The organism is Acetobacter cibinongensis (assembly GCF_000963925.1).
Classification (GTDB): Bacteria; Pseudomonadota; Alphaproteobacteria; order Acetobacterales; family Acetobacteraceae; genus Acetobacter; species Acetobacter cibinongensis.
Window position 1 is genome coordinate 161,334 of sequence record NZ_BAMV01000008.1, and the last position, 26,926, is coordinate 188,259.

Sequence of the window (26,926 nt, forward strand, 5' to 3'; positions counted from 1 at the left end):
AACGCAGCAACCCTTTGTTCTTCACCAGAATGGTCAGACTATGCAGCCCGTTACACAGCCCCTGTTTAAAGATATTCGCCAGACCAGAAGCGCGCGCACCCAGCGTATCTGGCCGGATGCGGCATGGCCAGCCGCAGCCAACGCGCGGTCGGCCTCCCTTTTCAGGGAGGACATGCAACAGGCCCTGCACGCGCAGGGGCGTGAGGTCGTTCTGGCCATGGCAGGTACGGATGCCCTGCTGGACTGCCTTGGTGGCAACAGCCCATATTTGTCTGATCTTGCGTTGCAGGATGCGGTGTTCTTCGCGGCCCTGCTGGAAAAAGGGCCGAGTGCTTGTGCTGCGGACGTGTTCGCCACGTTGAATGCCTGCGACATCACCATAAGCTATGACCATGTGGCCCAAACCCTGCGTATTGCCAAAAAACGGGTGGCACTGCTGTGTGCCGTGGCCGATCTTGGCGGATTCTGGCCGCTGGAGGATGTGACGCAAACCCTGAGCCGTCTGGCGGATGTTACGCTGGAAGTTGCTCTCAGGCATTTGATGTGGGCCGCTCATCAGTCCGGTCAGATACAGGTGAAAGACCCCAAACGTCCAACATACGGGTGTGGTTTTTTTGTGCTGGCAATGGGGAAGCTGGGGGCACGGGAACTGAATTTCTCCTCAGATATAGACCTGATGGTGCTCTATGACCCCTCCGGGCACAAGCAGCCGGATGCGGTGCGGCGTGTATTCATTCGTATGACTAGCGATCTTGTCCGCCTCATGGAAGCACGAGATGCGGATGGTTACGTTTTTCGCACCGATTTGCGCCTGAGGCCGGACCCGGCCTCAACCCCGCCTGCGGTCTCCGTGCAGGCGGCAATTGTTTACTATGAAAGCCTCGGCCAGACATGGGAGCGTGCTGCCATGATCAAGGCACGTCCCGTTGCAGGGGATCTGGCTTTGGGGCGCAGCTTTCTGGCAGCCATCCGGCCATTCGTGTGGCGCAGACACCTCGACTTTGCGTTGATTGACGATATCCACACCATGAAGGCGCGGATAGACCACTACCGCAACACCGGGCGCACTGGTCTGGCAACCTTACCGGAAAACGTTGTGGCAGACCCGCACGCCAGTATGGCGTGGTTGCTGGGGCATAACCTTAAATTGGGGCAGGGCGGTATTCGGGAAATCGAGTTTATTGCCCAAGCCATGCAGCTTGTATGGGGCGGCCGAGACCCGGACCTACGCGAGAAAACGACATTTGGTGCCCTGAAAAAACTGGTGCGGCTGGCCTATCTGCCGCGGGAAGAGGCAGAAGTTCTGGCTCGCACCTATCGCCTGCTGCGGGATGCTGAGCACAGGCTACAAATGCGCTCGGACCAACAAACCCACTCCCTGCCAGAGCAGGCAGAAGCGTTTGACGCGTTTGGCGTGTTCATGGGCTTTGCAGATGGGGCGGCTCTGGCGCTTGATCTCCTCCCGCGTATGCGGGAAGCCAGACGTATTTTTGAGCGGCATTTTGTAACCCAACCTCCTCCGGCGGGTGAGCAGGATCAGGCACTTCTTGCCGTTGCGCCAGAGAGTGAAAACTCACCCGTCATTCTTCAAAAACTCGGTTTTCCGGATCATCAGGCAGCGGATGCCGCGCAGGTTCTTGCGCGGTGGCAGGGTAACAGCTTGCGGGCTTTGCGCTCGGAGCGGGCACATGCCTTATTACGCACTCTGCTTCCTGCTCTGCTGGCCAGCTTTACGGCACGGAGCAACCCGCTTGCGTGCCTGCGGCGGTTTGATGCGCTGCTCACACGCCAACATGCCGGGGTGCAGCTTCTGTCCCTGTTCGAGCGGAATCCGGCGCTGATTGACCGCATTACAGCGCTTTTTGATGCGTCCGCCTTTCTGGCAGATCACCTGGCCGACACACCTTCAGCCCTGGAAGGGCTTTTGGAGCCGGAGCCTGAGGAAGGGCGCAACGTGCAGGCGCGTCTGCGCCAGTTGGCACAGGAAGTAGAAGATACGGAAATGCTGGTGACAGCGCTCCGCCCCCTCCTGCGTGGGGAGGAGTTCCGCCTCTCTGTTGCCGTGCTGGAAGCACGCATGAGTGAGGACGAGGCAGAGCGGGCCCGGACAGCCCTTGCTGATACCATCATGACGGTTTTGAAACAGGCTGTTGAGAAAGACCATGTTCGCCGGTATGGCCGTGTGCCCGGCGGGAGTATGGCCGTTATTGCCCTGGGTAAGGTTGGCTCACGGGAAATGATGCCGGGGTCGGACCTTGATCTGCTGCTGGTATTTGACCATCCGGAAGATCAGACGGTGAGTCAGGTGGGTAAAGCCGTCCGGCGGGTGACGGCGGAGGGCCTGCCTCTTGCGGCACCCCGCAGTGTGGCGGTGAGCCAGTATTATACGCGTCTTGCTCATGCTTTTATTGCGGCACTTACCGCACCTGGCCCGGAAGGTCCCCTATACGCTGTGGACATGCGGTTGCGCCCTTCCGGTGCGGCTGGTCCTGTTGCCGTGCCGCGCCGTGGGCTTCTGCAATATCATCGGGAAGCCGCATGGACATGGGAGCGTATGGCCTTGACCCGCGCGCGTATCATCACAGCCCCGGTAGCGTTGCGCAAAGCTTTTTCTGAAGATATTGCCGCCATTCTGGAGGGGCGTACGCGTGTGCCAAGCGCGGAGGTTGCAACCATTCTGGCCGATGCCTGTGCCATGCGGGCACGGCTTGCCCGCGACCTGCCAGCTACCAGCCCGTGGGATGTAAAAAGGCGTGCCGGTGGGCTGATGGAAGTAGAGTTTATTGCGCAAACTCTGCAACTTGTGGGGGCAAATAAAGCAGTGCGAGATACCTGCACGCGGCGGGCGCTGGTCAAGCTTGGTAAAGCAGGCCTGATAAACTCGGCGGATCTCAGGTTACTTTTGCAGGCTGACAGTGCCTGGCGGCGCTTGCAGGGTCTATTGCGGCTGTTATGTGGGCCTGTGCCGCCGCTTGATCTGGAAAAGGAACTGGCCCCTCCGTCCCGCGCTGTTGTTTTGCGGGCCATGCGGGTGGAAACCCTGCCGGATTTGGTAAGCCAGACCGGTGCCATGGCTCGCACGGTGCGTCAGTGCTTCAATAGGCTTATTGGCCCCGTCGCGGAGGGCGATGCCTTTGCCGAGGTCATGGTAGAGGGCGGCTGAAAAACGCGGTGAACTGATTTTTTTTATTACGACAGAAGAGGGAAACGAAACAGCATGTCTCAGGATCAGCTTTTGCAGGAAGGGGCAGTTGCTCCAGAGTTTTCCATGCCAGCAAGCAGGAACAGGCATGTCAGTTCGCAGGAACTGAAAGGCAAACCGTTTGTGCTGTATTTTTACCCGAAGGCCGATACACCCGGCTGCACTAAGGAGGCCTGCGGCTTTAACGAAACCCTGCGTGAATTTGAAGGGGCAGGGCTGACGATTATTGGTGTGTCCAGAGACCCTGTCAGCAAGCTAGATAAATTTGCCGATAAATATGACCTGACATTTCCTCTTGCCTCTGATGAGGAAGGGAGTGTGACAGAAGCCTATGGCGTCTGGGTGGAAAAGTCCCTGTATGGCAAGACCTATATGGGTATTGATCGGACCACTTTTCTGGTGGGAGCCGATGGCAAAATTGCCCGCATCTGGCGCAAGGTGAAAGTGCCCGGCCACGTTGAGGCCGTGCTTGAAGCCGCCAAAACCCTCTAGACGTACAAACTAAAACAGGGCGCCTGAGCGCCCTGTTCCGGATTTCGAGATCTAAGGCCCGCTTCTGCCTCAGTAACCGCCGTAATAATAGCTGCCGGGAGCGTAATAGCCCGGAGCTGGTGCAACAGGGACAACCGGCACGGCTGGTACAGCATAAACTGGCGGCGGAGGGGGAGGCGGAGGCCCATACGCCATCGGCGGTGGAACGGAAGGCCCGCTCATTGCTGCTCCAGCCAAGGCGCCAACGGCCAGTCCCCCAATCAGGGCCCCTGCAATTGCTCCGCCATGCCCACCGCGGTGACGATAGCCATAATCGCGAGGGCCCCAGCCGCCTGCATAACGTGGTGGGGGTGGCGGACCGCCCCAGTGGCGGCCGCCGCCACCCCAACCATAGGGGCCGCCAGGGTGCGCCTGAGCTGCCGGAACAGTTGCCAGCAGGGTGCCTGCAATGAGTGGCAGAGCGAGAAGAGTTTTTGTCAAACGGCGCATGAAATGCCTCCTTCAAACAGGAAGCGGAGAGCAGGCCCTCCGTTTCTAAGTCTCTAATAAGGCGCGAGTCATGGCAATTTAAAGGCCGGTTAAGGGCCTCTTTTAGGCCCTTGTAGAAACCGGTTATTTGCGGCCTTCAGGCAGTGTGGTCAGTCGTCTCGTTGAGGGTTGTGGTCTTTTTCAGTGTCAAAACTGTCAGCAGGGTAACGGCTGCACAGGCGGAGACATAGTAGGAAAACCAGCCTTCATGCCCGGCCTGCTTGCACCAGAGGGCAATATATTCGGTGGTGCCCCCAAAGACGGAGACCGTCACCGCGTAAGGAAAGCCCACACCCAAAGCCCGGACCTGGGTGGGAAAAAGTTCGGCCTTAACAATCGCGTTAATGGACGTGTAGCCAGACGCGATAAAGAGGGCGCAGGTAATCAGGCCGAATGCTGCCCACGGTGAGTGCACACCAGATAGGGCAGACAGAAGCGGAATTGTGCCCAACGTGGCGCACACACCAAAGTAGATCAGCAAAGGCTTACGGCCAATTCGGTCTGACAGTGCTCCAAAGGCAGGCTGAATAAGCGCGAAGACAACCAGCGACGCTGAAGAGACCAGTGTTGCGGTGTCTTTGGGAAAGCCCAGAGTGTTAGCCAGATATTTCTGCATGTAGATGGTGTAGGTATAAAACGCGACCGTACCGCCAAGCGTCATGCCACATACTGTCAGGACAGCACGTTTGTGCTGCACCAGCATGGCAAGACCACCTTTTTCTTTCTTTTCCTGGCTTTTTTCAAAGCGCTCGCTCTCGACCATCTGGCGGCGTAGCCAGAACACCAGCACAGCGCCTGTGGCGCCCAAGAAGAACGGGATACGCCAGCCCCACGACTCAATTTGCTGGGGTGTGAGGAAAATATACTGCATGAGCAGCAGAATAATCATGGCCAGTAGCTGGCCCATAACCAGCGTGACATAGAGAAAACCGGACCAGAACCCCCGATTACGTGGGGTAGCCATTTCCGCAAGGTAGGTGGCGGACGCGCCGTATTCGCCACCAAGGCTCAGGCCCTGCACAAGGCGGGCCACTAACAGGACAATGGGCGCTAAAAGGCCAATCTGCTGGTAGCTGGGGCAGATGGCAATGGCCAGAGACCCAAGGCACATGGCGGTAACAGATATGGTGAGGGCTGCGCGCCGACCGTAGCGGTCTGCGGCGGAACCAAGCAGCCAGCCACCAATGGGGCGCATGAAAAACCCAACGGCAAAAATAGCCGCAGCGTTCAGCAGTTCTGCCGTTTTATCCCCTCGTGGAAAGAAGGAGTGGGCAAAGTAAATGGTGAAGGAGGAATAAACGTACCAGTCGTAATATTCCAGTAAGTTGCCGGCTGAACCTGCCAGAATGCCGCGAACGCGCTGAGCCGTATTCATATGAGCATTATCCTGTTGTTAGCACGTTTCCTGAACGGGCAAGGGGCGTCATCAAGGGATGGTCAGAAAGGAGAGGGCGCTCCAAAACAGGTTAAGGAGCGGGCTTATGTTCAAGGGCTTTGTGCAGTTGCGCGGTATCCAGCGTTCTCTCCCAACGGGAAACAACAATGGCAGCCACAGCATTCCCCATCAGGTTGGTGAGGGAGCGGCATTCAGACATAAAGCGGTCAATGCCCAGAATAAGCGCCATGCCTGCAACAGGCACGTTGGGCACAACAGACAGGGTGGCAGCCAGCGTAATGAAGCCTGCCCCGGTAACACCCGCAGCCCCTTTGGAACTCACCATGGCAACCAACAGAAGAGCCACCTGTTCGCCAAGGCTCAGATGCACATCTGTTGCCTGAGCAATAAACAGGGCGGCCAATGTCATGTAGATATTCGTGCCGTCCAGATTGAAGGAGTAGCCCATAGGCACAACCAGCCCGACCACGCCTTGGGGGCAGCCGGCGTTTTCCAGCTTGGCAATAAGCCCCGGCAGTGCGGATTCAGAAGAACTGGTCCCCAGTACAATCAACAGTTCTTCCTTCAGGTACCGGGCAAGACGGAATATGCTGAACCCCATCATGCGGGACACAACGCCCAGCACACCAAAGACAAACACGAAAGCCGTGAAATAAAAGGTCAGGATCAGTTCCAGCAGGTTGCCAATGGAACTTACGCCAAAGCGCCCAACCGTGAAGGCCATGGCACCGAATGCCCCGATGGGGGCCGCATACATAACCAGCCGCACAACCCCGAAGACCAGTTCCGTCAGTTGGCGGAAGAGGGAGAGTACTTTCTCACCCTTCGGGCCCATTTGCGCCAGACTGATGCCAAACAGAATAGCAACCAGCAGAACCTGTAGAATTTCCCCAGACGTAAAGGCTCCCGCTGTGGTGGTGGGAATGATGCGCATCAGGAAGTCTGTGAAGGAGTGGGCGTGCGCTTCTGTCACAAAGGAGGATACCGCCCCGGAATTGAGTGATTTCGGGTCAATATGCAGTCCGGAACCTGGCCTCACCACGTTGGCAACAATCATGCCAATAACAAGCGCAAAGGTGGAGAAAAACAGGAAATACCCCATGGCCTTGCCTGCAACACGGCCTGTCTGTTTCAGGTCGGCCATGCCGGCAATGCCGGTGCACACAGTCAGGAAAATGACCGGGGCAATGACCATTTTAATCAGTTTGACAAACCCGTCGCCCAAGGGGCGGAGCGCACTGCCAAGGTTAGGAAAGAAATAGCCGACCAGAATCCCAATCAAAACAGCAGCGATAACCTGCAAGTAAAGTGCTTTATGCCGGGATGACGAGGAGTGTGGAGAGGCGGATAACGCTGAGGGATTGGGCAGATCCACGCTAGTATTTCCCTGTTCTGAATTGTTATTATTGTTTATCGTTTTCTGCTTCTGAAAAACCTATATCACCCAGAAACAGCACATGTCATTGCATTATCGTGATGGATCAACACTTTAGGCCGCGGGTTGTTGCATGGAAGCCTCTCTGACCTTCGGGTGAACCCTGTGCGAATAGGAGTAATGCATTTTTTATACTTGGTGTTGCCCTTAGTGCCCCTGTTCTCGATGGTGTGATCGGAATGCGGGCTTTGTGATCGGTTTTGGGATTATAAATCTGACAGGTTTCCCGCTGTGGTATCCTCCACTAGTCTGAAATGAATTTTACTGGCGCACCCCGCAAGAAAGCAGCATCAGGATATTATGACTGAACACACACACCATGACGATCAGCACGACCAGTCAGATAAGCAGTCAGGGCGTATTGCCCGTGGGTCTGTTCTTCTGATTGAAGATGACAGCACGATTGCTGAGGAAATTGTGGCCGAACTGACCGGGCACGGTCTTGACGTTCTGCACCGTGCCACAGGGGATTCCGGCCTTGCAGCAGCCCTTGCTGGCGGAGCCGATGTGTTAGTGGTTGACCGCCTGCTGCCCGGGCTGGACGGGTTGAGTGTTATTGAGACACTGCGCCAGCGCGGTATTCGGACACCCGTTCTGGTGCTGTCCGCTCTCTCCGCTGTGGATGACCGGGTAACAGGCCTCAAGGCTGGCGGGGATGACTATCTGACCAAGCCCTTTGCCATGGAAGAACTTCTCGCACGCGTGGAAGCCCTGCTGCGTCGCCCGGATGATACGCGGAGCACAAAGCTGTGCGTAGGCCCGCTGGAGATGGACCTGATCGAGCGTCGGGTCTGGCGGGATGGGCGCGAAATTGACCTGCTGCCGCGTGAGTTTCGTTTGCTGGAGTACCTCATGCGCCGCCCTGATCAGGTGCTGACACGCTCCATGCTGCTGGAGGATGTGTGGCAATACCGCTTCATTCCCAGAACCAATCTGGTTGATGTGCATATAGGCAAGCTGCGCCGCAAGGTTGATAGCCCTGGCGAGGAGCCTTTGATCAAGAGTATTCGCGGCACCGGATTCCTGTTACGTGTGGCTGACTGAACTTTGCCGCACTGCGGCGTTTCGCCTCACGCTCATGGCGGTTGCCGCCATGGCCGGTGTGATGGTGATGCAGTTTGGTCTGGTTTACACACAGATGGAAGCGGTTGAATCTCACCGTTCAACCGCCCTGTTGCGTGGTGAGGCCGAACTGCTGGCGCAAATGACACCAGAGCATCTTGAATATGTCGTCCGTAAACGCGCAACCGATGATATGCGGCTGGTTATCAGCAGCGCCGGGCTGTTTGATGCCAGTCACGCCCTGATCGCCGGAGACCTGCGGGCCTGGCCCCATGGGCTTAAGGCGGACGGCAAACCCCATAATATTGAAATTTACCCGGAAGAGGGCGCACCGTATCCGCTGCGGCTTCTGGCTGAAACCATGCCGGATGGCACTATTCTGGTGCTGGGAAGAAGTTTTCATCTTCTGGCAGAGCAAAAGCTTATGCTCCGCCACGCAACGGTTTTGGCCGCTATTCCCACGTTGCTGTTTGCTCTGCTGCTCGGCATGGTTCTCAGTCATCGTGCCCTGTCCCGTGTCAAGGACATGCATGAAGCCATAGACCTGATCATGGCAGGCGATATTCACGAACGCCTGCCCGCCGGGAAAGAGCGTGACGACCTTGAGCGGCTGGCGGGCAGTGTTAATCGTATGCTCGACCGGCTGGAAAATTTGATGGATGGCATGCGCGAGGTCGGTAACGACATAGCGCATGACCTCCGCACACCGCTTTCCCGTGTGCGGGCCAAGCTTGAGCGCGCCATGTCCACCGGCAGTACGGGAGAGGTGCTGGAAAATGCGGTGGCGCGTGCCGTAGATGACCTTGACCAGTGCCTTGGTATCATCACGGCCTTATTGCGTATTGCCGAGATTGAAAGCAGCCGCAGGCGCGCAGGCTTTGGTGTGGTCAATTTGGCCGAGCTTGTTGCGGATGTAGTGGATCTGTACGAGCCAATTGCCGAGACAGAGGGCATTGCCCTGCTCACAAGGGTTAGTTCTGTTCCAGTTTGTATAGACGGAGACCGCCATCTGCTGGTGGAACTGCTGGCCAACCTGGTGGACAACGCCATCAAGTTCACACCGGACGGAGGGACCGTGACGGTTTCCGTCATCCGGCAGGGCACCACGCCGGAACTGATCGTGACAGATACCGGTATAGGAATTGCGGTGGATGAGCGGCAGGCCGTAATGTCCCGCTTTTACCGCTCTGACAAAAGCAGGCATGTGCCCGGAAGCGGGTTGGGCCTGAGCCTTGTTCTGGCCATTGCACACCTGCATGAGGCTACCGTGACAATTGAGGCCGGACCGAACGGGCAGGGCACCCTGTTTCGTATTACATTTTCATGACGAACGGCGGCTTTTAGTCTTATTAAAACCATTTTTATTGGCGCAGGCAGGGGATATCTGTATCTCAAAGAGTCATGACCGATTCATCTGGATGCAGCCTTTTGTGTGCGCTTACCGGGGGTAAACGCGCATGAATGAAATTGTCGTTACGGCGCTAAAAAAGCCCTACACGTTCGTCGTTCTCTCTATTCTCATTCTGGTGTTCGGCATCAGAGGGATTTTCAATACACCAACGGACGTGTTCCCCAGCATCAAGATTCCGGTCGTTGCTGTTGTGTGGACCTATACGGGCCTGATGCCTGAAGATATGTCCGGTCGCGTTGTTTATTATTACGAACGCGCGTTGACCGCCACGGTCAACAATATCGAACATATTGAAAGCCAGTCCTACTACGGCCGCGGTATTGTCAAAATCTTCTTCCAGCCGGGCACGGATACCGCCGTTGCACAGACGCAGATTACCTCTGTGTCGCAAACCGTCATCAAGCAGATGCCAACGGGGTCCACGCCGCCGCTGGTCTTGACGTACAATGCCTCCTCCGTGCCGGTCATTACGTTGCAGGTGTCTTCCACCTCCATGACGGCATCCCAGATTTATGACATGTCTTCCAACCTGATCCGTCCGGCCCTTGTGTCGGTGGCGGGTGCGGCTATTCCCAACCCTTACGGGGGGCAGCCGGGTAACGTCATGGTGGATCTGGACCCCATCAAACTACTGGCGCACAAGCTCTCTCCCGTTGATGTCTCCAAGGCCCTTAACAGCCAGAACATTGTGCTGCCTGCCGGTGACCAGCGGATTGGCACTTTTGACTGGATGGTCCAGACCAACGCCTCCCCCCGTGCGTTGGATGAGATGAACATGATCCCCATCAAACAGGTTGGGGGCGCTGTCGTCCGGTTGCAGGACGTTGCGTGGGTGCATCAGGGTGGCCCACCGCAGACCAACCTTGTGCTGGTCAAAGGCCAGCAGGGCGTTCTGATTGTTGTGATGAAGAGCGGCGATGCCTCTACCCTGGAGGTTGTGTCCGGGGTCAAGGCTCTGCTGCCGGGTATTGTCAAAACCTTGCCAGAGGGCGTCAGCATCAAGGTGCTGAACGACGCCTCCACCTTTGTGAAGGAATCCGTGCAGGACGTGCTGCGCGAAATGCTGACAGCCGCCTGCCTGACCGGGCTTGTGGTTCTGCTCTTCCTCGGGTCATGGCGCTCCACGGTTATTATCGCAACATCCATCCCCCTCGCTATGCTGTGCTCCATTATCGGGCTGGGCTGGGCTGGGCAGACCATTAACGTCATGACGTTGGGTGGTCTTGCACTGGCCGTTGGTATTCTGGTGGATGACGCCACGGTGATGATCGAGAATATCGATGCTCACCTTGAGATGGATAAGGATCTGGAAACGGCAATTATCGATGCTGCTAATCAGATTGTCATTCCAACCTTTGTCTCAACACTCTGCATCTGTATCGTCTGGATGCCGCTGTTCCAGTTGACTGGCGTTGCAGGTTGGCTGTTCATGCCCATGGCAGAAGCCATCATTTTTGCCATGATGGCGTCTTTCATCCTGTCCCGTACGCTTGTGCCCACCATGGCCAAATACATGCTGGCCGCGCAGGTGGCGGCTCATGCCCATGGCCCGCAGGAGCCAAAAACAGTTTTTGGTCGGTTCCAGAAAGGGTTTGAGCGCAGGTTCGAGCGGTTCCGTCACGCCTATCATGACCTGCTCAAGCATCTGGTTTCCATTCGTGGTACGTTTGTACCGGTATTTGTGCTGTGTTCCCTTGGGTCTCTGGGGTTACTGTTCTTTGTTGGGCAGGACTTTTTCCCCGAGATCAACTCGGACACCATGGCCATTCACATGCGTGCGCCGCTCGGCACCAAGCTGTCTGAAGCAGGTAAAATATCCCAGTTGGTGAATGCTGAAATTGAGCGCACGCTGGCTGGGCAGGTTGAGAGCATAGTCGATAACTGTGGCTTGCCGTTCAGCCCGCTTAACCAGGCCTTCATTCCCACCCCGACCGTGGGGACGCAGGACTGCGATATTACCGTCTCCCTCAAGGAGGCTGACTCTCCTGTTGCGGAGTACCGCAAAAAGCTGCGGCACAACCTGAATGAGATGTTCCCGGGTACGCAAATCTCCTTCCTGCCCGGAGATCTGACCGCAAAAATTCTGAACTTTGGTCTGCCTGCGCCCATAGATGTGCAGATTGTCGGGCGTAACCTGTCTGACAACTTCAAGTTTGCAAACAGACTGGCCGACAGGCTGCGCCATGTAACTGGCCTAACCGATGTGTCGGTACAGCAGCCCATGACAACCCCCACCCTGCGCGTGAACGCCCAGAGAACTTACGCTTTGGGAACGGGTATTACGGAATCAGACGTTGCCAACAACGCACTGGTTTCACTCTCAGGTAGTTCTCAGGTCGGGCAGGTTTATTGGCTGGATACCAAGACCGGGGTTTCGCATCTGATTGATATTCAGACGCCCGCCACCTTCCTGCAAACCATGAACGATCTGGAGCTAACCCCCATTGATAAAGGGGACGGCAACCCGAACGGGCAAAACCCACAGATCCTTGGTGGACTAAGTAGCATCGAACAGGTGGGCACACCCGGTGAGATCGCACATTATAATATCATGCCAGTGTTTGATATTTACGCCACGAATGAGGGGATTGATCTGGGTACGGTCTCGCGGGAAGTCAGCCGGATTGTGGATGAAATACGGCCAGACCTGCCAAAAGGGTCCACGCTGGAAGTGCGCGGTCAGGCCGTCACCATGAACAGTGCCTATGCGCAGTTGCTGGGTGGCCTGGCTATGTCCGTCCTGCTGGTTTACCTGCTGATTGTTGTTAATTTTCAGTCTTGGCTCGACCCGTTTATTATCATCACGGCGCTGCCAGGCGCTTTGGCCGGTATTGCCTGGAGCCTGTTCCTGACAGGCACTACGCTGTCGGTTCCGGCTCTCACAGGGGCCATCATGTGCATGGGTACGGCAACAGCCAACGCCATTCTTGTGGTGTCCTTTGCAAGGGAGCGACTGGATGAGCATGGTGATGCCATTGCCGCAGCCCTTGAAGCAGGCTTTGAGCGTATCCGGCCCGTGCTGATGACAGCATCCGCCATGATTATTGGCATGCTGCCAATGTCCTTAAGTAACTCGCAGAACGCACCGCTTGGCAAAGCGGTTATGGGTGGCCTGATGGTCGCAACAGTAGCAACCCTGCTGTTTGTGCCCTGCGTGTTCGCCATGCTGCATAACCGCAAAAAACCAGAGACGATGCAAAAGGGAGAAAGCGCATGAGCGCGCAGAATTACGGCAGTCATGACCAGAACGGCCCCCATGACAGCCAGACTCCGCCGCCTTCTCCGCCACGGCGTAAGCTTGCGCTCGTGCTTGTGGGGGGCGCTGCTGTGGTTCTGGCGGTTGCCGGTATTGTGTCGCGCCATTCGCACTACATGAATCTGGCGCAGGAAATGGCTATTGAATCCATTCCCGCAGTGCAGGTCATAACGCCACAACCCGGCCCCAATGAGCGTCGTCTGTCCCTGCCTGCCAATATTGCCGCATGGTATCAGGCTCCCATTTACGCGCAGGTCTCTGGCTACGTGAAAATGTGGTACAAGGACTTCGGTGCCGTTGTGAAAGCGGGCGATGTTCTGGCCGAAATTGACACGCCGGGACTGGATGCCCAGTACGCTGCCGCCAAGGCCAACCTGAATGTGGCGCAGGCGCGGTACAAGCTGGCGCAGATTACTGCCAAACGCTGGAAGGCGCTTCAGGGCACTCAGGCTGTTTCACAGCAGGAGGTAGACGTACAGGCGGCAAATGCCGAGGCCCAGAAAGCGCAGGTTGAAGCAGCCGAACACGATGTGGAACGCTACGCAGCCCTTGAAGGCTTCAAACGCATTGTGGCTCCTTTTGATGGCGTGGTGACATCCCGTTTTGCGGATGTGGGGGACTACGTGAACGCTGGCCGTGGGGATGTTGATGCACACGGCAACGCCACTGAACTGTTTAGCGTTGCGGATGTTCACGCCATGCGTGTCTTCGTAGCTGTCCCGCAGGACTACGCGGATATTATTTCCCCGCGCCTGGAGGCCGATCTGGAAGTGCCACAATATCCGGGTCGTAAGTTTAAGGCCAGGTTCCTGGCCACCGCCACAGCCTTCAATGCCTCAACCCGCACCGTTACAACCGAGCTTACGCTGGATAACAAATCCGGCGAGCTATGGCCTAACTCCTATGCCACCGCTCGTTTTCGCGCGCCGGGTGACACCAATATGTTGATCCTGCCGGAAGGCGCTCTGGTTTTCCGCGCGGAAGGTACGCAGGTTGCGTTGGTGGATGAGACGGACCACGTGCATCTGGTGAACGTGACTGTTGGCACCAACTTGGGCACCACGCTGCAAATTCTCAGCGGGGTGAAGAAAACTGACCGTATTATTAATAACCCGTCAGCCGGTTTGCTGGATGGGCAGAAGGTGAGGGTGGTTAAGGGAACACCCGGCTACAACATGCCACCCAAAAAACCAGCGCCTGCCAACAAGGCGGAAGGTGAGTCTGCGTCACAGGACAACACACGCGCCATGCCTGAAGATAATACACCTGCGGCTGAGGCCGGAGGCCGTCCATGACGCATGGCATGATGGCGCGTAAAACCTACCGATATAGTGTGCTGGTAGGGCTGTCTTTCGCAACCATGCTTTCTGGCTGTGATATGGCGCCCAAGTACCAGCCCGTCCCCCTCAAGGTGCCGGAAAGCTGGGGAAATACGGGGGTGCTTAAGCAGGCAAGCCCTGCTGATGATGTTATCCGCTCCGATTGGTGGACCATGCTGGGAGATCCTCTGCTGAACCAGTTGGAGGAGCAGGCCATGCGCCTGAACCCGGACCTCCAGGCGCAGGCAGAGGCGTTCATGCAGTCTCGTGACGTGGCAATGGAAGCCAAGTCTCACCTGTACCCGCAGCTTAATGGTGCGGCATCGGGGGACAAGAATAAGGGCTCGCGGCACAGGCTCTGGCGTGGGGGTGGTTCGCAGGGGCCTGTCTATATGTCCTCGGAGCAGTATTCAGCCACAGCCTCTTGGGAGCCTGATTTCTGGTCTGCCATCCGTAACCGGGTTCGTATGACCAAGCAGCGCTCGCAAGAAGCGGCGGCAGAGTATGCTTTAGGGCGTTTGAGCTTGCAGGCCGAGCTTGCGAGTGACTACGTTTTGCTGCGTGGTTTTGACGCACAGAGTGCTGTGTACCGTGACTCTATTCGGTACTATCAGACAGCCGTGCAGGTTACCAAAATGCGTCTGGCAGGGGCTATCGCGCCCGGTATGGACGTATCACGTGCCGAGGCCCAGCTTTATGCCACTCAGGCGCAAGAGACGGACATCCAGACCCAGCGCGAGGTTGTAGAGCACGCCATTGCCGTACTGGTTAATCAAGCGCCGTCCTCGTTTCATATCGCGCCAACCACGCGGCTGAGCTTTGCTCCAACAATGCCGCCTATTGCCTTGCCAGCAACTCTGTTGGAGCGGCGGCCCGACATCGCGGCCGCAGAGCGACGTATGGCGCAGGCAAACCGTGCAATCGGGGTTTCCCGGGCCGCCTTCTATCCTCATGTAACCTTTAACGCCATGACGGGGTTTATGGATAACGGGTTTGACCTCGCGTCTCTCTCCAACTCCATGTACCAGTTTGGGGTACAGGCGCTTATGCCGTTGTTTCAGGGTGGCCTGAGGCGCGCTGAATTGCAGCGCAACTGGTCTCAATACCGGCAGGAAGAAGACCTTTACCGTTCTACAGTGCTGAGTGCTTTTCAGGAGGTGCAGGATAATCTCACCCGCACAACCCGGCTGAAAACAGAAGCAGCCCAGCAGAGCAACGCAGTGGATGCCGCATTGCGCACCCAGACCATGACCATGGCGCTCTATACAGGCGGCCTGACAAACTATCTGGATGTGGTTGTAGCGCAGGTAGCAGCCCTTCAGGCACGCATTGCGCTGGTGCAGGTGCAAACCCGTGCCATAGATGCCCGGGTGCAGCTTGTACGGGCGCTGGGTGGCGGCTGGTCGCGCACTGATCTGCCCAAGTCGGACCAGATCATGCCGTTTAGCCCACTTCAGTACGGCAATCTGCGCCATGCGGGACCCGTTGCGGGTGTGACAACCCAGACAGATCCTGCTTCGGCAGATCTTGTGGGGCAGCAAAAAACATCACAACCCCTTGACACCCGTAGTCAACGCCGCTAAGCGCGGCACTCCAATCGAACGCGGGAGGTCTGACTCGCACCATGCTTCGTGTGGTGCAGCGCAGACCGTAAACCGCGGTTCGGGTTCATTATGAGGAGTCCCGGATATGGCCAAAAAAGTTGTTGGCTACATCAAGCTTCAGATTCCTGCTGGTAAGGCCAATCCTTCGCCTCCAGTTGGTCCTGCGCTCGGTCAGCGCGGTCTGAACATCATGCAGTTCTGTAAAGAATTTAACGCCAAGACCCAGGGTCTTGAGCCAGGTATGCCGATCCCGGTCGTCATCACCGCTTATGCAGACCGTACGTTCAGCTTCATCACCAAAACCCCGCCGAACACGTACTTCCTGCTCAAAGCTGCCAAAATTTCCAAAGGCAGCCAGACAGTTGGTAAAAGTGCCGCTGTGGGTAAAGTGACCATGGATCAGCTGCGCGAAATCGCAGCAGAAAAATCCAAAGACATGAACGCCAACGATATCGATGGTGCTGTTCGGATGCTGATTGGCTCCGCACGTTCCATGGGTCTGACGGTGGAGGGCTGAGAGCATGGCTACTAAAAAGCGTCTCGCCGCTGCACAGGCGAAAGTAAACAGCGCGCAGGCTTATGGTCTGGACGAAGCGATTGCTCTGGTAAAGGGTAATGCTACGGCAAAGTTTGACGAAACGATCGAAATTTCCCTGAACCTGGGTATTGATCCGCGTCATGCTGACCAGATGGTCCGCGGTTTTGTGTCTCTGCCAAACGGCACGGGTAAAACCCTGCGCGTTGGTGTGTTTGCTCGTGGTGCTAAAGCTGAAGAAGCTCAGGCCGCTGGTGCAGACGTTGTGGGCGCAGAAGACCTGATGGAAAAAGTGCAGGCTGGCGAAATCAATTTCGACCGCTGCATTGCAACCCCGGACATGATGGCTCTGGTTGGTCGTCTGGGTAAAATCCTCGGTCCGCGTGGTCTGATGCCAAACCCCAAGCTGGGCACCGTGACAATGGACGTTAAAGGCGCTATTGAAGCCGCCAAGTCCGGTCAGGTTGAATACCGCGCTGAAAAAGCTGGTATTGTTCACGCTGGCGTTGGCAAGGCATCTTTCGATGCTGCTAAACTGGCTGAAAACGTGCGCGCATTTGTTGATGCCGTGCAGAAAGCTCGTCCGACCGGTGCAAAAGGCACCTACATGAAGAAGGCTGGTCTGTCTTCTACCATGGGTCCGGGCGTTCAGTTGGATCTCTCAGCTTTCGCAGGCTGAGACTGAATGTTGCTGTGTCAGGGTTTTGCTCTGGCACAGTATCATAAGGAAATCTGATTTCGATTTGATTTCCTGAACCTGTCCGAGACCACACGCGGTGCAGCCTTAATGAGCCCTATGGGCTTGCGGGTGGTAAGATGGGGATACTGGCTGTTCATCGTTTTTCGGTGGCTCCGGTTATTCCGTTTCAAGGACAGGCGAGCTGAGCTTCATGGTGTTCATGAAGCTCTAGGGCAACCCGTTCTGACTGGCTTTTGTCAGGCAGGACAAGACGGAGACGGGATTTGAACCGTACGGAAAAGCGGGACTTCATTGCTTCCCTTGCCGCCGTGTTTGCCGAAACGTCCATGGTCGTTGTGACCCGTAATGACGGGCTGACAGTGGCTGATGTGACGGATCTGCGACGCAAAGTGCGTGCAGCGGGCGCAACGTATAAAGTCGCGAAAAACCGGCTGGCAACTCTCGCCCTGGATGGGACCCAGTTCGACGGCATCAAGCCGCTGCTTAAAGGCCCGACCGCGCTTGCGTGGGCGGAAGACCCTGTTGCAGTTGCAAAGGTGATTGTCGAGTTCGCCAAAGCCAATGACAAGCTCGTGCTGCTTGGCGGTTCTCTTGGCTCTCAGGTGCTTAGCGCCGATGGTGTCAAGGCTCTTGCCGAACTGCCGTCTCTGGATACGCTGCGCGCGCAGCTCGTGGGTCTTATCTCCACGCCTGCTACGCGTATTGCTTGCGTTACCAAAGAACCGGCTGGCCAGCTTGCTCGGGTTTTTGGGGCCTATGCCAAAACGGGTGAGGCGGAAGCCGCCTAAAAACGCACTCTTACAAGAGAGTGTGATGTCTTTAAGGTGCAGCCTTTCTGTTGAGGGGTTGCACTTTGCAAACCAGTGTTTACATTAGGAAGTCTAATCATGGCTGATCTGAACAAGCTCGTTGACGAACTGTCCGCTCTGACGGTTCTTGAGGCCGCTGAACTCTCCAAGCTGCTCGAAGAAAAATGGGGCGTTTCTGCTGCTGCTCCAGTTGCTGTTGCTGCTGGTCCGGCTGCTGCCGCTGCTGCTCCTGCAGAAGAAAAAACCGAATTTGACGTTGTTCTCACCAAAGCTGGTGACAAGAAAATCAACGTCATTAAAGAAATCCGTGGCATCACAGGTCTTGGCCTGAAAGAAGCTAAGGATCTGGTTGAAGGCGCACCGAAGACCATTAAAGAAGGCGCTACGAAAGACGAAGCCGAAAAAATCAAGAAGCTTCTTGAAGACAACGGCGCAAGCGTCGAAATCAAATAAGTTCTCGCCATATCCACTGCATCAGCGGTGGAATGATGAGAAAAAGGTTTTCGGGTGGAGGTATGTATGCCTCTGCCCGTTTGCCTGTTCCGGGTTCTTTATCCGGGGTGGGTATGATGCCAGGGCTTTCCTTGGTGTGTATTAAGGCCTAGAATCAAAGGTCGGACCATCAGGCCTGCGGGTGAGCGGCAGGCCTGATGGTCCGAGTAGTTAAGGGCGGGGCAGGAGCGACGATGAACGCAATCACCAAATCGTTCACAGGACGGAAGCGAATTCGCAAGAGTTTCGGGCGGATCCCCGAAATCGCTCCGATGCCGAATCTGATTGATGTGCAACGTGCGTCTTATGAGACGTTCCTTCAGGCGAATGTATCTCCTGATGCGCGTACACCAACAGGTTTGCAGGAGGTTTTCCGTTCTGTTTTCCCGATCAATGACTTTGCAGGTCGGGGGCGTCTTGAGTTCGTAAGCTACGAATTCGAAGAGCCAAAATATGATGTTGAAGAATGCATCCAGCGTGGCCTGACATTTTCTGCGCCGCTGAAAGTTATTCTGCGCCTTATCGTGTGGGATGTGGACGAAGACACAGGGTCTCGCTCCATCCGTGATATTAAGGAGCAGCCGGTCTATATGGGCGACATGCCCCTGATGACCGAAAACGGTACGTTTATCATTAACGGAACCGAGCGTGTTATCGTCAGCCAGATGCACCGTTCACCTGGTGTGTTTTTTGACCACGATAAAGGCAAAACGCACTCTTCCGGCAAATATCTGTTTGCCGCACGCGTTATTCCGTACCGTGGATCCTGGCTCGACTTCGAATTCGATGCGAAAGATCTGATCTACGTTCGTATCGACCGTAAGCGTAAGCTGCCTGTCACAACTCTGCTTTATGCGCTTGAGGGTGCTGCTTCTGAAGCCGCTCGTAAAGCCAAGCTGGCAGAGGGTGGTGATGTTGACCTGCTCGATATCAAAGGTATGGATGACAATGAAATTCTTGCCTACTTCTACGGCAAGGTCATCTTTACCAAAACAGCAAAAGGCTGGGCTCGCCCCTTTGACGCGGATGCGTTCCGTGGCCTGAAGCTGCTCGCTCCTCTGGTTGATGCAGAAACAGGCGAAGTTGTCGCAGAAGCGGAAGCTAAGCTGACAGCCCGCGCCGTTCGTAAAATTGCCGAAAAAACGCGTGAAGTGCTGGTTGGTGATATCGACCTTCTGGGTCGTTTCATCGCGCATGATATCGTGAATTACGATACGGGTGAAATTTACGGCGAAGCTGGCGAAGAAATCACGGAAGCTCGCCTTGCAGCGTTGGAAGAAGCTGGCGTTACAGACCTTCCTCTGCTGGCGATCGATGCTGCCAACGGTCCGTGGATCCGCAACACCCTGACTGTGGATAAAAACAGCTCTCGTGATGAAGCGCTGATCGATATTTATCGTGTCATGCGTCCAGGTGAGCCGCCAACGGCTGAAACCGCAGACGCCATGTTCCATGGCCTGTTCTTTGACGGTGACCGTTACGATCTATCTTCCGTTGGTCGCGTCAAGATGAACATGCGTCTTGATATTGATGTGCCTGACACCATGCGCGTGCTGCGTAAGGAAGACATCCTGCGCACCATCAAAGTGATGTGTGACCTGAAAGATGGTCGCGGCCAGATTGACGACATTGATAACCTGGGTAACCGTCGCGTTCGCTCCGTGGGCGAATTGATGGAAAACCAGTATCGCGTTGGCTTGCTCCGTATGGAACGCGCTATTCGTGAGCGCATGGGGTCCGTTGATATTGATACGGTCATGCCGCATGACCTTATCAACGCAAAGCCGGCCGCCGCTGCCGTGCGTGAGTTCTTCGGGTCTTCCCAGCTCAGCCAGTTTATGGATCAGACCAACCCGCTGTCTGAAGTCACGCATAAGCGTCGTCTTTCAGCGCTTGGCCCGGGCGGTCTGACCCGTGAGCGTGCAGGCTTTGAAGTGCGTGACGTTCACCCAACGCATTACGGTCGTATCTGCCCAATTGAAACGCCAGAAGGCCCGAACATTGGTCTGATCAACTCTCTGGCAACCTACGCCAAGGTGAATAAATACGGCTTCATTGAAACCCCGTATCGCCTTGTAAAAGACGGCGTTCTTCAGGATGGCTGGAAGTATCTCTCCGCCATGGAAGAAGAAAAGCTGATCGTGGCGCAGGCTGATGCGAAGCAAAGTGCCGATGGTGCTTTGACCGACGAACTGGTTTCAGTCCGCCGTGGTGGTGACTTCCGTCTGGTGCCGCCGACTGAAGTTACTGCGTGCGACGTATCACCCAAGCAGCTTGTGTCTGTTGCTGCTGCGCTCATTCCGTTCCTTGAGAACGATGACGCGAACCGCGCACTGATGGGCTCTAACATGCAGCGTCAGGCTGTGCCGCTGGTGCGCTCTGATGCGCCGCTGGTCGGCACGGGTATGGAAGCTGCGGTTGCACATGACTCTGGTGCAACCATCGTTGCAAAACGTGATGGTATAGTGGACCAGATTGACGGTGCCCGTATCGTTGTGCGTGCAACGGATTCAACAGGCGCTACCCAAGGCGTTGATATTTACCGTCTGCGTAAGTATTCCCGCTCCAACCAGTCTACCTGCATCAACCAGCGCCCGCTGGTGCATGTTGGTAATCAGGTTAAAGCAGGCGATATTATTGCTGATGGTCCGTCAACCGAGCTTGGTGAACTGGCTCTGGGTCGTAACGTTCTGGTCGCCTTTATGCCTTGGAACGGTTACAACTTCGAAGACTCCATCCTGATTTCTGAACGTATCGCTAAAGACGACGTGTTCACTTCGATCCATATCGAAGAGTTCGAAGTCATGGCGCGTGACACCAAGCTGGGTCAGGAAGAAATTACGCGTGACATCCCGAACGTGGGTGAAGAAGCGCTGCGTAACCTCGACGAAGCTGGCATTGTTTACGTTGGTGCGGAAGTGAACCCCGGTGACATCCTCATCGGTAAGGTCACGCCAAAGGGCGAAAGCCCGATGACACCGGAAGAAAAACTTCTGCGTGCCATCTTTGGTGAAAAGGCATCTGACGTACGTGATACCTCTCTGCGTCTGCCGCCTGGCACAACAGGTACGATCGTTGACGTGCGCGTCTTCTCTCGTCGTGGTGTAGATAAAGACGAACGTGCAATGGCCATCGAACGGGCCGAAATTGAACGTCTGTCTAAAGACCGTGATGACGAACGTGCCATTCAGGAACGTTCCTTCTACAGCCGTCTGCGCGAAAAGCTGCTGGGTCAGGTTGCTGGTGCGGGCTTCAAAGGTATCCGTTCAGGCACGGAAATCACTGATGAAGTGCTGGATGAGCATCCTCGCGGTGCATGGCGCAACATTGTTGTGGCGTCTGACTCCGTTATGGCAGAGCTGGAAACCCTGCGTCGTGAATTTGATGCATCTGTGCAGAAAATTCAGGGTCGTTTTGAAAGCAAGGTTGAAAAACTCCAGCGCGGTGATGAACTGCCACCTGGCGTGATGAAGATGGTCAAGGTGTTTGTTGCCGTGAAGCGTAAGCTTCAGCCTGGTGACAAAATGGCGGGTCGTCACGGGAACAAGGGTGTGGTCTCCCGCGTGGTTCCAGTTGAAGACATGCCGTTCCTCGAAGATGGTACGTCTGTTGACATCGTGCTGAACCCTCTGGGTGTGCCATCACGTATGAACGTGGGGCAGATTCTGGAAACGCACCTTGGCTGGGCTTGTGCAAACCTTGGTCGTGGCATTGGTGATCTCGTTGATGATTACCAGCGCAATGGTGAAAAGCGTCAGGAATTGCTGGACCGTCTGAAAGACGTTTACGGCGATGAGATCTACGACGAAGCCATTGCCAACATGAGCAATGACGAGTTGGTAGAACTTGCCAATAACCTGCGCAAAGGCGTGCCCATAGCCACTCCGGTGTTCGATGGCGCTTCCATCCCTGAGATTGAAGCCATGCTTGAGAAAGCTGGTGTCAACAAATCTGGTCAGTCCCAGTTGATTGACGGGCGTACGGGCGAGCCGTTTGAGCGTGTGACCACCGTTGGTTACATCTACATGCTCAAGCTGCACCACCTTGTTGACGACAAGATCCATGCTCGTTCCATTGGTCCATACTCTCTTGTCACGCAGCAGCCGCTGGGTGGTAAGGCCCAGTTTGGTGGGCAGCGTTTTGGTGAGATGGAAGTGTGGGCTCTTGAAGCTTATGGTGCCGCTTACACCCTGCAGGAAATGCTGACGGTTAAATCAGATGACGTGTCTGGTCGTACCAAGGTCTATGAAGCCATTGTGCGTGAGCATGATGACTTTGAAGCCGGCATTCCGGAAAGCTTTAACGTTCTGATCAAGGAACTGAAGTCTCTTGGTCTGAATGTTGAGTTGGAGCAGGGGGGCGAGTAAAGGTAAGCATGACAACACGCTCTAGCATCACTCTCCGTTTTTATTTTGAAGGGGCAGCCGGACTGACACGTCCGGCACCCCATTTCCCTTTGGGGGCTTCGGCACATGAATGAACTCATGAAAATTCTTGGCCAGACCGGCCAGGCGATGACCTTCGATCAGATCAAGATCCAGCTGGCATCACCTGAGCAGATCCGGTCCTGGTCATTCGGCGAAATCAAGAAGCCCGAGACGATCAACTACCGGACATTCAAGCCGGAGCGTGATGGTCTTTTCTGCGCCCGTATCTTTGGCCCTATCAAAGATTACGAGTGCCTTTGCGGCAAATACAAGCGGATGAAATTCCGTGGTATTGTGTGCGAAAAGTGCGGCGTGGAAGTTACGCTGGCCAAAGTGCGCCGTGAGCGCATGGGTCATATCCAGCTTGCAAGCCCTGTTGCACACATCTGGTTCCTGAAATCTTTGCCAAGCCGTATCGGTCTTATGGTCGACATGACCCTGAAAGATCTGGAAAAGGTTCTCTATTTCGAGAACTATCTGGTTCTTGAACCCGGTACCTCTCCGCTTAAGCAGTATTCTCTCCTGACCGAGGAACAGTACCTCGATGCTATGGATGAATATAGCGAAGAAGGCGTTGAAGTCGGTATCGGCGCAGAAGCCATCAAGAAAGTTCTTGAGCGGATTGACTGTGATGCTGAAAAAGTAGAACTGCGTCAGGAACTGAAGGAAACCACTTCAGAAGCCAAACGCAAAAAGCTGGTCAAGCGTCTTAAACTGGTTGAAGCGTTTGCTGAAAGCGGTTCTCGTCCTGAATGGATGATCCTTGACTACGTACCGGTCATCCCACCGGAACTGCGTCCACTTGTACCGCTGGATGGTGGTCGTTTCGCAACGTCCGATCTGAACGATCTGTATCGTCGCGTTATCAACCGTAACAACCGTCTGAAGCGTCTGATGGAGCTGCGTGCGCCCGATATTATCGTGCGTAACGAAAAGCGTATGCTTCAGGAAGCTGTTGATGCCCTGTTTGACAACGGCCGTCGTGGTCGTGCGATTACCGGTGCCAATAAGCGTCCGCTGAAGTCCCTCTCCGACATGCTGAAAGGCAAGCAGGGTCGCTTCCGTCAGAACCTTCTTGGTAAACGTGTTGACTACTCTGGCCGTTCGGTCATCGTGGTTGGCCCGGAAATGAAGCTGCATCAGTGCGGTCTTCCCAAGAAGATGGCTCTGGAACTGTTCAAGCCGTTCATTTATTCCAAGCTGGAAAAATATGGTCACGCCACAACCATTAAAGCTGCAAAGCGTATGGTTGAAAAAGAGCGTCCGGAAGTGTGGGATATCCTTGAAGAGGTTATCCGTGAGCACCCGGTTATGCTTAACCGTGCGCCTACGCTTCACCGTCTTGGTATTCAGGCGTTTGAACCTATCCTGGTAGAAGGGAAGGCCATTCAGCTTCATCCGCTCGTCTGTACAGCATTCAACGCAGACTTTGACGGTGACCAGATGGCGGTACACGTGCCCCTGAGCCTTGAGGCTCAGCTTGAAGCACGTGTGCTGATGATGTCCACGAACAACATTCTCAGCCCGGCAAACGGTAAGCCGATTATCGTGCCGTCTCAGGATATTGTTCTGGGTCTCTATTATCTCAGCCTTGAACTGCCTGAGTTTGCGGCAACGCCTGACCGTAATGAATACGACAATACGACTGGCGAGTTGATCAAAGCCGGGGCGCCTTCTTTCTCATCCATTGGGGAAGTTGAATACGCTCTGAACGCAGGTGCCTTGAAACTGCACGATAAGATCCGTGCACGTTTTGAAACCATCAAAGACGGCAAGAAAACCTACGAAACAATCGTCACGACACCTGGTCGTGTTCTGATTGCGCAGATCCTGCCGCTCAGCGAAGCCATTCCGTTCTCTCTGATCAACAAGCAGCTGACCAAAAAAGCTGTATCTGATGTTATTGATACGGTTTATCGTCACTGTGGTCAGAAAGAAGCTGTTATCTTCTGTGACCGCCTGATGGCTCTTGGGTTCCGTCACGCAGCAAAAGCCGGTATTTCCTTCGGTAAAGATGATATGATCATCCCTGAAGAGAAAAAGATTTTTGTTGAGAAGACGGCTGCTGAAGTTAAGGAATTCGAACAGCAGTATCAGGACGGTCTGATCACCGCTGGCGAACGCTATAACAAAGTGGTTGACGCATGGTCGCGTTGCACGGACGAAGTGCAGGCTGCCATGACCAAAGAAATTTCCCGTCAGGAAATTGGTAAGCCAATCAACTCGGTCTGGATGATGAGCCACTCCGGTGCGCGTGGGTCACCAGCACAGATGAAACAGCTTGCTGGTATGCGCGGTCTGATGGCCAAACCATCTGGTGAGATTATCGAACAGCCGATTATCGCAAACTTTAAAGAAGGTTTGTCGGTTCTCGATTACTTTACGTCTACCCATGGTGCACGTAAGGGGCTGGCCGATACAGCGCTTAAAACCGCTAACTCCGGTTACTTGACGCGCCGTCTGGTGGACGTTGCTCAGGACAGCATCATTATTGAAAATGATTGCGGTACCGAGCGCGGCCTGACTGTGCGCGCTGTGCTGGACGGTGGTGAAGTTGTGGCCTCCCTCTCCGAGCGTATTCTGGGACGTACAGCGGCTGCAGACATTGTTGACCCAGCATCGGGTGAAGTCATTGTCGCACGTAATCAGCTCATTGAAGAAGCTGATGCAGAGCGTATTGAAAATGCCGGTATTGAATCCGCTTTCATTCGTTCTGTGCTGACCTGTGACAGCCGGATTGGCGTGTGCGGTCATTGCTATGGCCGTGACCTTGCACGTGGTACGCCAGTGAACATTGGTGAAGCGGTTGGCGTCATTGCGGCTCAGTCCATTGGTGAGCCTGGCACACAGCTGACAATGCGTACCTTCCATATTGGTGGTGCGGCACAGCGTGGTGCTGAGCAGTCAGCAATTGAAGCTTCTCGTGATGGTCTGGTTGTTATCCGCAACCGTAACGTGGTGCATAACTCTCAGAACGTGCCGATTGTCATGGCGCGTAACTGTGAAATTCTGATCACGGATGAAAACGGTTCGGAAAAAGCACGCTACCGTGTGCCTTACGGTGCACGACTGCTGACAACGGAAGGTGAAGCTGTTTCACGCGGTCAGAAGCTGGCCGAGTGGGACCCCTACACACTGCCTATCATTACCGAAAAGGCAGGTAAGGTTGAGTATCTTGACCTGATCGATTCCATCACGCTTGTTGAGCGTATGGATGAAGTGACGGGCCTTACCGCCAAAGTGGTGGTGGACTACAAGCAGGCAGGGAAGGGCGTAGATCTGCGTCCACGCTTGCAGCTTAAAGGTCCAAACGGCGAAGTCATGAAACTGGATAACGGCAGCGATGCCCGTTACTTCCTGTCTCCTGAAACACTTCTCTCCGTTGAAAACGGTGCAGAAGTCCATGCAGGTGACGTACTGGCCCGCTTGCCGCGTGAAGGGTCCAAGACCCGTGATATTACCGGTGGTCTGCCGCGTGTGGCCGAGCTTTTTGAAGCCCGTCGCCCGAAAGACCATGCGATTATCGCGGAAATGGAAGGTCGCGTTGAATTTGGGAAAGATTACAAGTCCAAGCGTCGTATCATCGTGAAAAACGATGAAAGCGGGCACGAGACCGAATATCTGATCCCCAAAGGCAAGCACGTGTCCGTTCAGGAAGGTGACTTTGTCGAAAAAGGCGATCCGCTGGTCGACGGTCCGCGTGTTCCACACGACATTCTGAAGGTCATGGGGGTTGAGGCATTGTCCGATTACCTTGTGAACGAAATTCAGGATGTTTACCGTCTGCAGGGTGTTAAGATTAACGATAAGCACATCGAGGTTATCGTCCGTCAGATGCTCCAGAAAGTTGAAATTCTGGAGCCAGGCGACACGACTTACCTGATTGGCGAAACCGTTGACCGGATTGAGTTTGATGTCGAAAATACCAAATGCATGAATGCTGGTGAGCGGCCTGCCGTAGCCATGCCAGTGCTTCAGGGTATTACCAAGGCATCTCTGCAAACACAGTCCTTCATCTCTGCTGCGTCCTTCCAGGAAACAACGCGCGTTCTTACCGAAGCTGCTACGGCAGGGAAGGTTGACCGGCTGAATGGCCTGAAAGAAAACGTGATTGTTGGCCGCCTCATCCCTGCGGGGACAGGAAGCGTCATGAACCGCCTGCGTGCCATTGCGGCATCTCAGGACCGTCAGCGTGTAGGACGCTCCTCTGCGGCTGAATAAGCCTTAACAGAGGGCACCAGGCTCGGAATAGGGGGTC

General features: G+C 55.2%; 16 protein-coding genes. 13 read left to right on the top strand and 3 right to left on the bottom strand.

Going from position 1 to position 26,926, the window contains the following annotated elements:
- Nucleotides 1-40 precede the first annotated feature (40 nt).
- On the top strand, nucleotides 41-3,163 hold the full coding sequence (locus Abci_RS05195; RefSeq protein WP_181015817.1) for a bifunctional [glutamine synthetase] adenylyltransferase/[glutamine synthetase]-adenylyl-L-tyrosine phosphorylase: 3,123 nt from the start codon (nucleotides 41-43) through the stop codon (nucleotides 3,161-3,163).
- 54 nt (nucleotides 3,164-3,217) lie between these two features.
- Entirely contained in the window at nucleotides 3,218-3,694 is a 477-nt protein-coding gene (gene bcp / locus Abci_RS05200; RefSeq protein ID WP_048838083.1) for a thioredoxin-dependent thiol peroxidase, read from the top strand.
- A 69-nt stretch (nucleotides 3,695-3,763) separates the two neighbouring features.
- On the opposite strand, the gene Abci_RS05205 is transcribed toward bcp, so the two are convergent.
- From Abci_RS05205 to Abci_RS05215, 3 genes are all read right to left on the bottom strand, one after another.
- Nucleotides 3,764-4,183, bottom strand: coding sequence for a hypothetical protein (locus tag Abci_RS05205; protein WP_048838084.1), 420 nt, complete (start codon nucleotides 4,181-4,183; stop codon nucleotides 3,764-3,766).
- A 136-nt stretch (nucleotides 4,184-4,319) separates the two neighbouring features.
- Nucleotides 4,320-5,597: an MFS transporter gene (locus tag Abci_RS05210; RefSeq protein WP_048838085.1), complete on the bottom strand. Its 1,278-nt coding sequence runs from the start codon at nucleotides 5,595-5,597 to the stop codon at nucleotides 4,320-4,322.
- A 91-nt stretch (nucleotides 5,598-5,688) separates the two neighbouring features.
- Nucleotides 5,689-6,987 (bottom strand): dicarboxylate/amino acid:cation symporter, encoded by a 1,299-nt coding sequence (locus Abci_RS05215; protein WP_048838171.1) that lies wholly within the window; start codon nucleotides 6,985-6,987, stop codon nucleotides 5,689-5,691.
- A gap of 366 nt (nucleotides 6,988-7,353) precedes the next feature.
- Between Abci_RS05215 and Abci_RS05220 the strand changes: the two genes are divergently transcribed.
- The 11 genes from Abci_RS05220 (at nucleotide 7,354) to rpoC (ending at nucleotide 26,889) form a co-directional block, all read left to right on the top strand.
- On the top strand, nucleotides 7,354-8,097 hold the full coding sequence (locus Abci_RS05220; protein WP_244877588.1) for a response regulator transcription factor: 744 nt from the start codon (nucleotides 7,354-7,356) through the stop codon (nucleotides 8,095-8,097).
- The gene (locus Abci_RS05225) at nucleotides 8,084-9,442 is read left to right on the top strand and encodes a sensor histidine kinase (protein ID WP_052944773.1); all 1,359 of its coding nucleotides are present in this window, start codon (nucleotides 8,084-8,086) and stop codon (nucleotides 9,440-9,442) included. Before Abci_RS05220 ends, Abci_RS05225 begins: the two co-directional genes overlap by 14 nt.
- A gap of 130 nt (nucleotides 9,443-9,572) precedes the next feature.
- Nucleotides 9,573-12,743 carry an efflux RND transporter permease subunit gene (locus Abci_RS05230; protein ID WP_048838086.1) on the top strand — a complete coding sequence of 1,057 codons (3,171 nt, stop codon included), beginning with the start codon at nucleotides 9,573-9,575 and terminating at the stop codon, nucleotides 12,741-12,743.
- Entirely contained in the window at nucleotides 12,740-14,077 is a 1,338-nt protein-coding gene (locus Abci_RS05235; RefSeq protein WP_048838087.1) for an efflux RND transporter periplasmic adaptor subunit, read from the top strand. The genes Abci_RS05230 and Abci_RS05235 overlap by 4 nt, the downstream gene beginning before the upstream one ends.
- An 8-nt stretch (nucleotides 14,078-14,085) precedes the next feature.
- The gene (locus Abci_RS05240; RefSeq protein WP_371861374.1) at nucleotides 14,086-15,684 is read left to right on the top strand and encodes an efflux transporter outer membrane subunit; all 1,599 of its coding nucleotides are present in this window, start codon (nucleotides 14,086-14,088) and stop codon (nucleotides 15,682-15,684) included.
- Nucleotides 15,685-15,790: 106 nt separating this feature from the next.
- Nucleotides 15,791-16,222, top strand: coding sequence for a 50S ribosomal protein L11 (gene rplK, locus Abci_RS05245; RefSeq protein ID WP_048838089.1), 432 nt, complete (start codon nucleotides 15,791-15,793; stop codon nucleotides 16,220-16,222).
- A 4-nt stretch (nucleotides 16,223-16,226) separates the two neighbouring features.
- Entirely contained in the window at nucleotides 16,227-16,919 is a 693-nt protein-coding gene (gene rplA, locus Abci_RS05250; RefSeq protein ID WP_048838090.1) for a 50S ribosomal protein L1, read from the top strand.
- Between the two features lie 284 nt (nucleotides 16,920-17,203).
- Nucleotides 17,204-17,728, top strand: a complete 525-nt coding sequence (rplJ, locus tag Abci_RS05255; RefSeq protein ID WP_048838091.1) for a 50S ribosomal protein L10 — start codon at nucleotides 17,204-17,206, stop codon at nucleotides 17,726-17,728.
- Between the two features lie 99 nt (nucleotides 17,729-17,827).
- Nucleotides 17,828-18,202, top strand: a complete 375-nt coding sequence (gene rplL / locus Abci_RS05260; RefSeq protein WP_048838092.1) for a 50S ribosomal protein L7/L12 — start codon at nucleotides 17,828-17,830, stop codon at nucleotides 18,200-18,202.
- A 233-nt stretch (nucleotides 18,203-18,435) separates the two neighbouring features.
- Nucleotides 18,436-22,608 (top strand): DNA-directed RNA polymerase subunit beta, encoded by a 4,173-nt coding sequence (gene rpoB / locus Abci_RS05265; protein ID WP_048838093.1) that lies wholly within the window; start codon nucleotides 18,436-18,438, stop codon nucleotides 22,606-22,608.
- 105 nt (nucleotides 22,609-22,713) lie between these two features.
- Entirely contained in the window at nucleotides 22,714-26,889 is a 4,176-nt protein-coding gene (rpoC, locus tag Abci_RS05270) for a DNA-directed RNA polymerase subunit beta' (RefSeq protein WP_048838094.1), read from the top strand.
- Nucleotides 26,890-26,926 lie beyond the last annotated feature (37 nt).

Coding starts and splice junctions, on each gene's coding strand:
- bcp (WP_048838083.1), top strand. CDS start 3,218: ATGTCTCAGGATCAGCTTTTGCAGGAAGGGGCAGTTGCTCCAGAGTTT.
- rplK (WP_048838089.1), top strand. CDS start 15,791: ATGGCCAAAAAAGTTGTTGGCTACATCAAGCTTCAGATTCCTGCTGGT.
- rplL (WP_048838092.1), top strand. CDS start 17,828: ATGGCTGATCTGAACAAGCTCGTTGACGAACTGTCCGCTCTGACGGTT.
- rpoB (WP_048838093.1), top strand. CDS start 18,436: ATGAACGCAATCACCAAATCGTTCACAGGACGGAAGCGAATTCGCAAG.
- Abci_RS05210 (WP_048838085.1), bottom strand. CDS start 5,597: ATGAATACGGCTCAGCGCGTTCGCGGCATTCTGGCAGGTTCAGCCGGC.
- rplA (WP_048838090.1), top strand. CDS start 16,227: ATGGCTACTAAAAAGCGTCTCGCCGCTGCACAGGCGAAAGTAAACAGC.
- Abci_RS05230 (WP_048838086.1), top strand. CDS start 9,573: ATGAATGAAATTGTCGTTACGGCGCTAAAAAAGCCCTACACGTTCGTC.
- Abci_RS05195 (WP_181015817.1), top strand. CDS start 41: ATGCAGCCCGTTACACAGCCCCTGTTTAAAGATATTCGCCAGACCAGA.
- Abci_RS05205 (WP_048838084.1), bottom strand. CDS start 4,183: ATGCGCCGTTTGACAAAAACTCTTCTCGCTCTGCCACTCATTGCAGGC.
- rpoC (WP_048838094.1), top strand. CDS start 22,714: ATGAATGAACTCATGAAAATTCTTGGCCAGACCGGCCAGGCGATGACC.
- Abci_RS05240 (WP_371861374.1), top strand. CDS start 14,086: ATGATGGCGCGTAAAACCTACCGATATAGTGTGCTGGTAGGGCTGTCT.
- Abci_RS05220 (WP_244877588.1), top strand. CDS start 7,354: ATGACTGAACACACACACCATGACGATCAGCACGACCAGTCAGATAAG.
- Abci_RS05235 (WP_048838087.1), top strand. CDS start 12,740: ATGAGCGCGCAGAATTACGGCAGTCATGACCAGAACGGCCCCCATGAC.